Below are 13,215 nucleotides of genomic sequence, written 5' to 3' on the forward strand. Positions count from 1 at the left end.
TTTCTTTTCTGGGCGCACATCTCCGGCTCTCCGCTGCAATCTTTCCTAACGGAAAGGATTTCCGCTGTGATCCGGGGCGCGGGAAGATTGAATTCTCTATTGACGAATCTAAGTGATCCAAAAAAATTTTGGATAGTTATCTATCTAAAATTAAGGACTCTATTTTCCAGCACCCACCATGACCAACACCCACCTAATCATTCGTAAAGCAAAACCATCTGATCTTGATTCCATAGTCCCCCTCATCTATTCATCAGGCCCGAAAGCCTGGACTTTTGTATTCCAAGAAGGGAAAAAAACTGCCTTCGATTTTTTGAATGCATCTTATGTTCGCCGGGGAAATACAGTTTCGTATACCAACCATTTTGTGGCAGAGATAGACGGTAGGATTGTTGGCTCAATTCTCTCTTATTCGCAACCGAGTTTTTTAGCACTCACATTAGGAACTGCCCTTCGCATCTTATCTGTCTATGGCCTTCATGCTCCGAAGGTGATGGCACGTGGTCTCAAAACAGAAACCATCATCCAACCACCAAAATCCGGATGTTTGTATTTAGGTCATATTGCCGTTCTAGAAACAGAAAGAAACAAAGGGATCGCCAAAGAACTCATCAACTATATGATCTCTAAAGAAACCAAATACAAAACCGCTTCTTTGGATGTATCTGCAGAAAATGGACCTGCCATCGCCCTCTATCAAAAGTTAGGTTTTCAAATCAAAGAAACAAGACATCCTTTGGGTTGGGAGGGAACCATTCCTTCCCACCATTATATGGAAAAACAAATCTAGTCGATTGGAATGAATGAAGTGATTCCTTCAAAGGCAAAATCACAATTGAAAACATTGGGATACTATTTGTTTCCCAATTTGATTCCTCTTGGTACAATAAAATTGCTAAAAGAAATCCTTATCCAATCGAATGAACAATGGTTACAAGAATTTCAAAATCCAAAGAATGTCAATAGTGCTTATCTTACATCCACAAAATATACAAAAGACAAAGAAGATAGGCAAAGTCTTTTTCAATTCATTGGATCTGACTTGTTGCTGGATATTTGTGATTTGATATTCGAAGATCCTTTCTACTTTCTCAATACACAAATTTTTTTTAATCCTATAGATCCAAACAAACTTCCCTATTGGCATAGGGACATCCAATACCTTGGCATTCCAGAAGAGGAACAAAAAAAACGCATTCATAAAGACTATGTTTGGCATTTTCGTATTCCCTTAGAAAAAGATCCTGGGATTTGGTTTGTTCCCGGTTCTCACATTCGTTGGGATACAGAGAAAGAAAGGCAAGTGCGTTTGGAGTTGGAAGAAAGGAAAAATCACGAAGACATGGAAACCCAAATCCTTGTTCCACACAAACCAGGAGATCTTTTGGTGTTTTCTGCTCATCTGATTCACAAAGGGAATTATGGTTCGAACCGTTTTTCCTTTGACATCCTATACACAAACTTTCCAGAAAAAAAACAAACCCAAGAAAAATGGAATCACTTCCCAGAAGAAAGCTTCCTGTTGCATGATCCGAAAAAGAATACCCTCTTCCAATTAGTTTAAGATTTTGAATGAAAGGAAGTTTTTTCCCGCGCCAGCGACCGTAGTGGAAATCCTTTCCCGAAGGGAAAGATTGGAACGTAGGGCGCGGTCGTGTCAGAAAAAAATCCTACTCAACTAACAATTTCGAGGCGCTCAAATTTAGTCATTGATTTCCCTTGATAACAATAAAAACCATTCTGTATGAAAGATTTTTTCTTGCGAAACAATGCTTATCATATTTGGGCCACAAAACTTTTATATGAATCACTCGGAAATATTTCTGAGGAAAATTACAAAAAGGATGTGGGTTTATTTTTTAAATCAATCCATGGAACGCTGAATCATTTGTTACTGGTGGAGAAAGTTTGGTATTCAAGGCTTGTGGGCGAAGTGTATGTGCCGGCTTCTCTCGCAGAAGAAATTGAACCTGATCGCCAAACATTAGAAATACGAATGATCCAAACCTTGGAATTGTGGAACACTTGGCTACAAGACCTCGATCATTCGATTTGGCCCACTCTCTTTCGTTATAAGACCATGCGCGGGTTTGAAGCGGAACTTATTTTTAGCGATGTAGTCCAACATAACTTCAACCACCGCACCCACCATAGAGGACAAATCACAGCCGCCATAACACAATTAGGTGGGAAGTCTCCCGAAATTGATTTTGTATATTACCTTCAAACAATAGGAAAATAAGATGTGGAATCCATCCAAAAAAACTAGAGCCATCGCAAGTAGGATTTTAATTGCCTTGTTTTCTTTTACCATGATCTTTCATATTGTTGCTCTCCTTCAAATCATCCCCTACCAATACCTTTGGGGCGGGAGACTTAGTAGCGTAGAAGAGATGTATGTGATGGAATCAATATCCTTTGTCGTAAATGGATTTTTTCTTTGGGCATGCATTCGGTATTTACACTACATAAATAAAGGTTTGGTGCCCATCTGGATCCGACTTGTGTTTGGTTTCATTGGATTTATTTTTTTACTCAATACTATTGGGAATCTAGTTGCCCTCACCAATTTAGAAACTTTACTGGCTACACCGGTAACAGCATTTTTATCGGTAATTTGTTTCTCATTGGTACCCAAATATGAAAATTAGACAAGCTAACTATAAAGACGTTTCCAAACTCTCCGAAATTTTTGATGCATACAGACAATTCTACGGACAAAATTCAGACATAACGGGAGCTATGCGATTCCTTCAAGACAGAACGGAACATGGACAATCCATTGTTTTTTTAGCTGAAGATCCAAACTTAGGAGATATTGCCGGATTCACACAACTTTATCCTGTATTTTCTTCTATTTCGATGCAAAGAACTTATCTCTTAAATGATCTTTTTGTAAAAAAGGAATACCGCAAACAAGGGATCGCCAAACAATTAATAGCCGAAGCCAAATTTTTTACCAAAATCAATTTTGGCAAAGGTTTAGAACTCTCCACTTCTAAACACAACAAAGAAGCTCGTGCTTTATATACAAAAGAAGGATTTGTAGAAGAAACAGAATTTTTAACTTATTTTTGGAAGTCTTTGTAATTTTTTTAAAGGAGTTTGTTAGAGTGTACATTCCCGATCATTTTAAAATGGAAACAGAGTTTATTTACCAATGTATTGAAGAGAATTCCTTTTCTGTATTGGTTTCTGAAAATAATGGAGAGATGATTGCCACTCATTTACCCCTACTTCTTTCCGAAGATAAACAATCGTTAATTGGTCATTTTGCAAAACCAAATCCACAAAAAGATAGCTTTGGAAAACAAGTGCTTTGTATCTTTTCTGGACCTCATTGTTATATTTCACCGACTTGGTATGAAACAGAAAGAGCCGTTCCCACGTGGAATTTTATAGCAGTTCATGCCAAAGGGATTCTAAACATTGTGGAAGACCCAGAAAAAATTCATAAGAGTTTGCAGGCGCTTGTCAAAAAATTTGAATCCAAAGATTCAAAATATAAAATGGATCAGGTAGACACTCAATACATTGAAGGATTAAAAAAAGGAATTGTTCCTTTTGAAATCAAAATCACTCATTTAGAAGGAAAACAGAAACTAAGCCAAAACCATTCCGAGGAACGCAGAAAGCGAGTCATCAAGGAATTGGAATCAGTATCTGGCGAAAATGAAAGAGCCATTGCCAAATTAATGAAAGACAGTCTAAACTAAGTATAAGAAAGTTCAAAATTCAATACTTTACCTTTGGATATAAAATGAGGAAATCCATGAATCTATACTGGGACCTATTCAAAACTTTTTTGATTTTAGGATGTACTTCCTTTGGAGGCCCAATCGCTCATCTGGGTTATTTCCAACATGAGTTTGTAGAAAAGAAAAAGTGGATCACTTCTTCCGCCTACGCAGACTTAGTTGCTCTTTCGCAGTTTTTACCCGGCCCTGCTAGTAGCCAAGTCGGAATTGCGATTGGCCAGATTCGTGGTGGAATCTCAGGTGGTATCCTTGCTTGGTTTGCTTTCACACTTCCATCAGCTGTAATCATGATTCTTTTTGGGCTCGGTGTTGGTTTGTATCCCGAATTTTGGAATCAAGGTGTTTTACATGGATTCAAAATTGCGGCTGTGGTAGTTGTCGCTCATGCAGTTTGGTCTATGGGTGTAAAACTTTGTCCTGATAAAGAAAGGATTAGTTTGGCCTTACTTGCATTGGTTTTATCTGTTGCCATTGGTGGTACATTCGGTCAGCTTCTTCCTATTTTGTTAGGTGGAGTTTTTGGTTTTTTCTTTTTAAAAAAAGAAGCAGGTCTTCCCCACTCCCCTTCTGGATTTAAAATTTCTCATCTCTACTCTTACACACTGCTTACCATTTTTTTTCTAATCCTATTTTTTCTTCCCTTTCTCGCGAACTTTTTACAAAATCAGTCCTTACGAATCTTTGATAGTTTCTTTCGTGTAGGTTCTTTAGTGTTTGGTGGAGGACATGTTGTACTGCCGCTACTCAAAGAAGAGGTAGTCACAACTGGTTTGGTATCGAACCAAATGTTTATGGTGGGTTATGGTGCCGCCCAAGCCATCCCTGGGCCACTGTTTACTTTTACTGCTTATCTTGGAACGGTATCTCAATTGGCACCAAAGGGAATCTGGGGAGGGATATTTTGTTTGGTTGCCGCTTTTTTACCAGCATATTTACTCATCATCGGAGTACTTCCTATTTGGGAAAGGTTTCGAAAGGAAACCTGGTTAAAACAATCCATGGCAGGTATCAATGCTGTGGTTGTTGGTTTACTCATCGCAGCATTGTATTCTCCTGTTTGGACAGAAGCCATCTTCAATCGGTATGATTTTGTTGTATTTGCAATAGGGTTTGTTTTACTAATGTTCTGGAAACTTCCATCCTGGGTCATTGTAGGTCTTTGTGCCCTGTTTGGTTTTTGTTTGAATTTCTAATTTAGGAAAAAAAAATCTCCCGTGAAACTAGAATTAAATGTCAGAGTGACTCCAGAGATTGCATCCAACCCGGAACATCTCTTACAATTTATTTCTAAACAAAATAAAATTCCCAAAACATCCATCAAACATATTGAATGCACATCACGTTCCATTGATGCAAGGCAAAGAAATGTTGTCTTCCAACTGCGATTGGATGTGTATGTAAACGAAGATTTCATTCCTTTGGAATATACAATCCCTAGCTTTCCCAATGTAAGTTTAGAAGAGCCTGTGCTTATCATTGGAGCGGGTCCTGCAGGATTATTCGCCGCCTTACGGGTATTAGAATTGGGGAAAAAACCGATCATCCTAGAACGAGGAAAAAATGTCAAAGATCGTATAGAAGACCTTCGAGGAATCAATGTCCATCATATCGTAAACGAAGATTCGAATTATTGTTTTGGCGAAGGGGGGGCCGGTACATATTCTGATGGAAAACTTTATACTAGATCCAAAAAAAGAGGCAATATCCGCAAGGTCTTGGAATATCTTGTAAGTTTTGGAGCCACCAAACAGATACTAGTAGATGCACATCCTCATATCGGTACAAACAAACTCCCGCGGATCATTCAAAATATTAGAGAATGTATTCTTTCTTCTGGTGGAGAGATTTATTTCCAAACACGGATCACTGATTTAATTCTATCCGGAAATTCGATCACGGGAGTAAAATCTCTCACTGGAGACAAGTGGATGGCAAAAAATGTAATTATTGCCACAGGCCACTCTGGACGTGAGATGTTTGAACTTCTCTACGAAAAGGGAATTGAAATCCAAACCAAACCTCTCGCCATCGGTGTTCGAGTCGAACATCCACAAAGTTTGATCGATTCCATCCAATACCATTGTGATGTCAAAAATCCATTATTACCCGCCTCGGAATATTCACTGGTCAAACAAATCAATGGTCGGGGGGTGTATAGTTTTTGTATGTGTCCCGGTGGAGTGATTGCACCTTGCGCCACCAAACAAGGAGAAGTTGTCACCAATGGTTGGTCAAGTGCAGAACGATCTCGTCCAACGGCAAACTCCGGAATTGTCGTAGAACTTCGATTTGACGATTTCAAACCATTTGAATCCTTTGGTGTTTTTTCTGCTCTTAAATACCAATCGGTAATTGAACAGAAAGCCTTCCAGATTAATGGGGGAACTCAGAAAGCCCCAGCCCAAAGGATGGTTGATTTTACAAAAGATAGAATATCCACTGATCTACCTAAAACTTCGTACACACCAGGTCTTGTCTCAGTATCACTTTCTGATTTACTCCCTCCGCTTATCTCTGACTCACTGAAAAAAGGATTTCAAGAATTTGAGTCCTCCATGAAAGGATACTTCACAAACGAAGCTATCATCCATGCACCGGAAACACGGACTTCATCTCCCATCCAAGTTCCGAGAGATCCAGAAACTTTGGAACATATACGAATCAAAGGATTGTTTCCTTGTGGGGAAGGAGCGGGTTATGCGGGAGGGATTGTCTCTGCAGCCATTGATGGAATGAAATGTGCAGAAGCGGCACTCATTGGTAGTTTTACAAAGTAAAAATGAAACGTATCTGGTATCACTTGCCATCCTTTGTTTTATGGATGGTAGTATTTTATTTTTTATCAGAAAGATCGATCTTTCGGTACCAACATATGGGTGCAGGAGTCGATATTGGGCTCTTTGAAAATCTTTTTTATAATTTAGTCCATAATGCAAAAGCAGTCACTTCCATTGGGATTGATGGCAATCCCCACCATTACTTTACAGACCATATCAATTGGTATATTTACCCCTTATCTATGTTATATGGTCAATTTCCCTTTGTGGAAACCTTACTAATTTTTCAAGCTCTTGTTTTAAGTTTTCCTATCCTAATCTTACCCATTTTCAAAAAGGAAACTTTTTACCAGTGGGTTTATCCGTTTTTATATTCTCTGTTTTTACCGATCTACTGGATTCAAATCTTTGATTTTCACCCCGAAGTTGTTTGGATTCCTTTGTTTTTTTTATTCTATTACTTTTGGAAACAAAAATCTCCCTTTTGGATTCTTTTCTTTATATTCAGTTTGTTGGCCAAAGAAGAATGTGCTTTGGTTTGGATTGTTTTTTCTTTGGTCGAAGGAAAATCAAGACCGAAGGAAAGTCTTTGGATGGGCGTTGTATCGTTTATTTATTTTTTCTTTTGTATTTTTCTACTTACCGAACTGAGAGATCCGACTCTCGACAGTCAAATGCCGGCACACTGGGAACGGTATAAAGATCCGATCACCGCTTTACAAAACTTACATTTGTTTCCCTATCTACTTTTATTTCTAAACTTGCCGTTTCTTTTGATTCAATTTAAGAATAAAATAATATTATGTTTAGTCCCTTACTTTCTATATTCCCTTCTTTCTTCTTATGAAGTGAACAAAACGCCCTTCACTCACCATAGTTTTATTGCTATTCCCATCATCGTTCTTAGTTTTATAGAGGTTTTCGATCAGTTTTCGCATAAATACAAACTTATATTTGGTGGGACCACCTTACTCGCATCAATAGTTTTATTCTTTTGTTTTGGTCCGTTTTCCAAATCTTATTCTTATAAAAAAGAATATATGAACCCCGGTGTTTCGACAAAGGATGTGGCCACCCTTCGTACTTTGTTTCCTGGTAAATCAGTAGTTTCGAATGTACCGCAATATCTATCCAACCGCAGTGAAGTTCAGTTACTTTTGCCAAATAGAAATGATTCTGCCGATTATTTCGTTTTTTATCAATTTAACACCCACTTACCAATCTCTGGTATTCACGCTGGATACCAGTGGGAGCGAAATATAGAAAACTACATACAAATCTATAAACGTAAGGAAAATTGATTGATTCCTTTCTGAAACCTCTTATGCTGAATATCTGAAAAATGAGATCCTTTACCTTTTGCATTTTATTCTTTTTTCTCATTCATTGTTCTGTTGATTTGCGCCAGGTGCCACCACCCTCGCCCAATGGAAATTTGAATCGATCACAATCTAACCTTCCTTTAGTGATTGGAAAATTTGAAATCCTTTCTGCAGATCGTGGAGTGTATACTGACGCTTGGCGAATGGCGTTTAAGGGCCACCTAATCTCATCCGGTTTATTTGCAAGTGTTGTCACCGAATTAGAATCCAAAACATCATCCGATTTTTACACCATTGATGTGGAAATGAAAACGCAGTATACTGACAAATACAATTGGTGGTATACCTTTCCCGCAGTTTATCCCTTTACAGGAATTTGGCCCATTCAATATAGAATAGCAGAATACAATGTTGAATTTAAATACAAATTATTTAAAAACAAAGTGATTATAAAAGAAGAGATTATTACCAAAACTGGAAATACAAACGAATTCTTATATGGATTTTATAAAGTCCGTAACTTCCATCGAATGATTGAAGAAACAAACTTAGAAGCTGTTACCACATGTATCAAAAATTTATCCGATTCATTATAATTGTAAATCTCTTTAGCTTTGTTGGATGTGTCAGTATTCCCTTCCAACCAGCAAACCATACAGATGATTGTTTAGCCTATTACTACCAAACCAAACGCCAGGTCACTGAGGTTTTTGATGAAAATGTACTAACGCTGGGACTTGTTGTGACCCTTTCCCTTCTCAATTCCGTCTTCTCACCCATTTTTCTTTTACCAATCCTTACCACTCCATACATTCATTACAAAAATAAAGTAAAATCGGACGAAATTTTAAGCCACTGGAGAAAAGATAGGTGTGGAATTATAGAAATCAATCCAGAAGAAAACACAATTCGCCCTACAGATCTTTAATTATTTAAAAACTTCATAGTATCTCCCAAAAGAAGACCAATTTGAAGCCTAAGTTGGATTAAATCATACCGATTTTGAATTTCGTTTCGCATTACATCACGAAGACGTCTATCTACTGTTTGTAATTCAATAATGGATGCGGAACCTGTTTTGTAAGCTTTTTCCATGATTTGATAGTTCTCTTCAGCTATCCGTTTGCTTTCTCGAGAAATATCATACAATTCAATAAGGTTATTGTGCTGTTGGATCAATTCAAAAAGATACAAGCCAGTGTTTTCTCTTAAAAATTGAGATTGAGATTTTGCTAATTTAATCTCAACTTTAGATTTATCAAATTCGTTTTTAGATAGCCATCGATTAAACAAAGGAAACCTAAATCCAAAATTTCCGCCGACATTATAATCTGCATCGGAAGACCTCGCATACCGACTAAAATCATTTCTGCTATAATCGTAAACTTCCATGGAGTTAGTCCAAGTTCCACTCAAACCAGAAAACGATTCACGGTTAGATTGATTGTAAACATTTACAAAAAAGTCAGGAACCCAAAGCTCATTGAACCTGACCATTTTCTGGATTTCTAAAATTTTAACCTGGTTGATCGTTAAAATAATATCAAAGTTGAGATCAGTTAAGTTTTTTTCGTATTCGGAAAGAGTGGCTTCCAAAGGAAGAATTTTGTAATCTCGTTCTGGAATTTGTTTTAGTGCAACTTCTTTCAATAAAAACTTTCTTCTAAATATTGACTGGCTTTTTTGTTGGTCTAATCTAGATTTGATGGCATTATATTTGTAAAAGAAATAATCTACTTTAGAGTTTTGAGTCACTAAATATGATTCAATACCTTGTTTGTATAATTTTTGGATCGTTTGGAATTGTTTATCTGCATCTGATTCATTTGAAAAATCATAATCATAGAATGCTAAAAGTTTCAACGTTTCAGCATATTGAAAGGCTTGATCAAATAACTCTTTTTGGAAAAGGGCACGATATTCCAATAACAGCCGTTCGTATTCCAATTCCAATATCATATTGGTCAGAACGGTATTTCCTTGGTCTTGGAAATTCCAATTAAGATTTAAGGATGTACTCCAACCCTTTCTATTATAACCATCTCCTCTGAGTGATTCGAAAAATGGAGAATGTTCTAAATTTACGGAAGGTAAATAACGTAAATTTTTGGAATCAATATCAACTTTTTTACGTTCGATCTCCATTTCTTTCAATTTTAATTCATAGGACTTCTCCCCGACTAACTTAGGTAAGTCATAAAAATCCACAGGTTCGGCCCATAAATTGGAAACCATAAAAATGGATAAAAAAACTGAAATTATATATAAATAAAAACGAATCACTAAATCAATTATCGGATTGCTTCCTGTTTGGAATGAAGTAATTGGTAAATTCCGCCTTTAGAAAGTAATTCTCGGTGAGTACCCTTACCTTCCAGTTTCCCTCGTTCCAATACAAAAATTTGATCATAATTTCGTATTGTATCTAACCTATGGGCCACTGTGATGATGGTCGCATCTGCAAATACTGCGTTGATATGAGACAGAATTCGCGCCTCTGTTTCCTTATCTAAAGAAGCTGTCGGCTCATCCAATAATAGAAGATTTGGCTTTTGGAGGAACAAACGAGCGAGCGATAACCTTTGTTTTTGCCCTCCAGAGAAAATAAATCCTCTTTCGGAAATTTCCGTATCATAACCAAGCGGGAGTTTGACGATATCATCATGAATACAAGCAAGTTTGGCTGCATCCACTACTTCACTTAGAGTCGCTTCTGGTTTTGTGATTGAAATATTTTCTCTGACAGTTCCCGCAAGCAAAGGATTCTCCTGGAAGAGAACACCTATTTTTGTACGTAAACTAGGAAGCCAAATTTCATCCAAAGAAACATCATCGATGATGATTTCTCCTTCTTGCGGTTTATACAAACCAAGAATCAGTTTTAGAATTGTGGATTTCCCACTTCCACTCCGACCGACAAAGGCTATCTTTTTACCAGCTTGAATTTTAATTTTTAGATTACGAATTCCCGATTCTGGCTTTAAAGTATCATACGAAAAAGTTAAATTTTTAAACTCAATATTCCCTTTTACCTCGGGTAAATCTACTTTGAATAAATTGTCTCGGTCTGTCATCTCGCTATCTAAAGATTCAAAACTACGCAAGCGGTTCCATGAAACATTTGCCTTTTGAAATTTTAAAAAATCATCATACAAAGAAACTATCGGATTTCGAATATAAGCAACAAGTCCAATAACGGCATATAATGTACCCAATGTCATCTGATCTTTTAAGATCAACATACTACCAACTAACATAACTATCACAACAGTAATTTGTTTAAAAAACTCTGTGTTTGTAAAAATCAAATTCGAAAAAAATAGTTTTTTTCCTTCTGAATTTAATTGTGTGGCGAGTCTTTTTTCAAAATCCCAACGATGGGAATAAGTAGCACCTAAGTTCTTTATCGTTTCGAATCCATGAATTGTTTCGATAAAGTAACTGAGAGTTTCGGATTTTTTAAGTGACTCTTTTTTTGTTTCTTCAATGATCTTTGGTGTTAATACACGAAGGATTAACATTTCTGGTAAAATTAAAAATCCAATAATGACAAGTAACATTGGAGAAAGAAAAAGAAAAAGAATGAAAACTAAGGAACTGAAAACTAAGTCAAAAATTTTCATTGCCCCTTGGTCAGAGAAGAATAAAATCACTGATTCAATTTCCTCCCAACGAGTCAGGATTTCACCTTTCCGATTCCTTTCAAAAAAAGAAATTGGCAAAGAGATTAATTTTACTAGAAATCGAATGGCTATCGTTTGATTCACTCGATTGCTTGTAAAAAAAATTACATTCGATCTAAAATATGCGAGAAAGGATTGAGAAAAACTTAGTAAAACAACCACCAAAATCACTGGTAAAAAGAACTCTTTGTTCTCTTGTAACAATACTGCATCAATCAAATACAAGTTTACCAGAGGAATAAAGACCTCTAAACCTTTAATCACAAAACTAGCAACAATCCCGGCTTTTAAATATTGAATGGCAGGCAAAAAATATTCCGCAAGGCCCGCGAAAAAACGATTCTTCAACTCCCATTTTTGTTCAGGTTTATTTTTTGGAATGAAATAGATGACTACGTCCGAAGCTTTCTTTTCCCACTCTTCACGCGAAAGATTCACTTCACCAAACTCTGGATCCATGATGAGAACTCTTTTTTTCTCTATAGACTTTAAGACAACATACCTAGAATTCTCAAAAAAAGTAATTGTCGGATTGTTATTTAATTCTAATTCATGATCTCTCCAATTTACAAAATAACAATCGCCCCTGTCTTCACCAAAACTTGTCTTCCAATGGTTAGGGCGAATGTCAGGATCAAAATCAGGAAAAGTGGAATCCGCATCATAGTCTGCAAAAGAAAATCCCCAATAACGAAAAATCATCTTACGGCAAGCGTCACCCGATTGTGACTTACCATCTTGAAATAAAAAAGGAAATCTGATTTGGTTTCTAAGCGGAGGAGAAAACTTTAATTTCGGAAGAAGATGAAACTTATCCTCTTCATAAATAGAAGATGTTTCAAATTTATCTTCATCAGAACCATCTCCTAAGTTAAGTTTCCTCTCGCTCATAATAGAACGAATGGTAATTAGTAAACTCTCAGATTTTTTGAAGAAATTTTCAGCATCTTTGGATGAAAGTTCATAAACAAAACTTTCTTCGACAGCAGTAACGGTTGCATTTCTTGCCTTTTTCTCCAATACCCCCATTTCACCTAACACAGAACCTGCTTCCACAAAAGAATAGTAATCCTTTTGCCAAGTTGATTTAGTGACTTTGAATCTTCCTGATCGAATAAAAAACAAAGAGGAACTTTTACTTCCTTCTTTCATTAATATTTGTCCCGTGCTAATCTTTCTTTTTATCAGTACTTTGGATAATTCTTGGATTTCTGAATTAGAAAGTTTTCTAAAATAAGGATGGATTCTTAATTCATCACGTAATTGGAAATTTTCTTTATATTCACTCCATATTTTTTTTCTATTTTTATCCGATTCAATGAATCTTAAAAATTGAACTTGTGATAAAACACGAACATTAGAATTTTCTTCTACTAGGAAGAGTTGTTTTTTTAATGAATCAGAAGAAAATTCAGAAACTCCATAAAAAGAACCTTCTGTTAATGTTTTAATTAATAGTTCTCTTTCATTGATTTTTAATTTTACCTGAATCCTGCCTGTCTCCACAATGAGGATCGGTGTTGGGTCTAATTCGCTTGCACCAATTCTATCGTTTGCAACCAACGATCTAAATTCAAATAAACCAAGAAATTTCTTTAAATCGTTAGCTGTCAGCGTGGATAAAAAATCATCCTCAACAAATAAATTTGGAATTTCTTTTATCTTTCTTTTCAAA

General features: G+C 36.4%; 13 protein-coding genes. 11 read left to right on the forward strand and 2 right to left on the reverse strand.

Features of this window, described 5'->3' with window-relative positions:
* The first annotated feature begins 178 nt into the window (after window positions 1–178).
* The 11 genes from JWG40_RS04965 (at window position 179) to JWG40_RS05015 (ending at window position 8,785) form a co-directional block, all read left to right on the forward strand.
* A complete protein-coding gene (locus JWG40_RS04965; RefSeq protein WP_205284755.1) occupies window positions 179–790 on the forward strand; it encodes a GNAT family N-acetyltransferase in 612 nt (203 codons plus the stop codon).
* Between the two features lie 9 nt (window positions 791–799).
* Window positions 800–1,564 (forward strand): phytanoyl-CoA dioxygenase family protein, encoded by a 765-nt coding sequence (locus tag JWG40_RS04970; protein WP_205284756.1) that lies wholly within the window; start codon window positions 800–802, stop codon window positions 1,562–1,564.
* 180 nt (window positions 1,565–1,744) lie between these two features.
* Window positions 1,745–2,242 (forward strand): DinB family protein, encoded by a 498-nt coding sequence (locus JWG40_RS04975; protein ID WP_205284757.1) that lies wholly within the window; start codon window positions 1,745–1,747, stop codon window positions 2,240–2,242.
* Between the two features lies 1 nt (window position 2,243).
* A complete protein-coding gene (locus JWG40_RS04980) occupies window positions 2,244–2,651 on the forward strand; it encodes a hypothetical protein (protein ID WP_205284758.1) in 408 nt (135 codons plus the stop codon).
* Window positions 2,641–3,090 carry a GNAT family N-acetyltransferase gene (locus JWG40_RS04985; RefSeq protein WP_205284759.1) on the forward strand — a complete coding sequence of 150 codons (450 nt, stop codon included), beginning with the start codon at window positions 2,641–2,643 and terminating at the stop codon, window positions 3,088–3,090. Before JWG40_RS04980 ends, JWG40_RS04985 begins: the two co-directional genes overlap by 11 nt.
* Window positions 3,091–3,113: 23 nt before the next feature.
* Window positions 3,114–3,716, forward strand: a complete 603-nt coding sequence (locus tag JWG40_RS04990) for an FMN-binding negative transcriptional regulator (protein WP_205284760.1) — start codon at window positions 3,114–3,116, stop codon at window positions 3,714–3,716.
* Between the two features lie 56 nt (window positions 3,717–3,772).
* Window positions 3,773–4,951 carry a chromate efflux transporter gene (gene chrA, locus JWG40_RS04995; RefSeq protein ID WP_205284761.1) on the forward strand — a complete coding sequence of 393 codons (1,179 nt, stop codon included), beginning with the start codon at window positions 3,773–3,775 and terminating at the stop codon, window positions 4,949–4,951.
* Between the two features lie 21 nt (window positions 4,952–4,972).
* On the forward strand, window positions 4,973–6,535 hold the full coding sequence (locus tag JWG40_RS05000; protein WP_205284762.1) for an NAD(P)/FAD-dependent oxidoreductase: 1,563 nt from the start codon (window positions 4,973–4,975) through the stop codon (window positions 6,533–6,535).
* 2 nt (window positions 6,536–6,537) lie between these two features.
* A complete protein-coding gene (locus JWG40_RS05005; RefSeq protein WP_205284763.1) occupies window positions 6,538–7,836 on the forward strand; it encodes a DUF2079 domain-containing protein in 1,299 nt (432 codons plus the stop codon).
* A 41-nt stretch (window positions 7,837–7,877) separates the two neighbouring features.
* Window positions 7,878–8,453 carry an LBF_2127 family putative lipoprotein gene (locus JWG40_RS05010; protein WP_205284764.1) on the forward strand — a complete coding sequence of 192 codons (576 nt, stop codon included), beginning with the start codon at window positions 7,878–7,880 and terminating at the stop codon, window positions 8,451–8,453.
* Complete coding sequence (locus tag JWG40_RS05015; RefSeq protein WP_205284765.1) at window positions 8,423–8,785, forward strand: hypothetical protein; 363 nt, start codon at window positions 8,423–8,425, stop codon at window positions 8,783–8,785. The genes JWG40_RS05010 and JWG40_RS05015 overlap by 31 nt, the downstream gene beginning before the upstream one ends.
* Here the strand turns inward: JWG40_RS05015 and JWG40_RS05020 are convergent.
* Together JWG40_RS05020 and JWG40_RS05025 are read right to left on the reverse strand one after the other, a co-directional pair.
* A complete protein-coding gene (locus JWG40_RS05020) occupies window positions 8,782–10,140 on the reverse strand; it encodes a TolC family protein (protein WP_205284766.1) in 1,359 nt (452 codons plus the stop codon). The genes JWG40_RS05015 and JWG40_RS05020 overlap by 4 nt on opposite strands.
* Window positions 10,141–10,148: 8 nt before the next feature.
* Entirely contained in the window at window positions 10,149–13,214 is a 3,066-nt protein-coding gene (locus JWG40_RS05025) for an ATP-binding cassette domain-containing protein (RefSeq protein ID WP_205284767.1), read from the reverse strand.
* Window position 13,215: the final 1 nt, after the last annotated feature.

The organism is Leptospira abararensis (genome assembly GCF_016918735.1).
In the GTDB taxonomy this organism is placed as follows: Bacteria; Spirochaetota; Leptospiria; order Leptospirales; family Leptospiraceae; genus Leptospira_A; species Leptospira_A abararensis.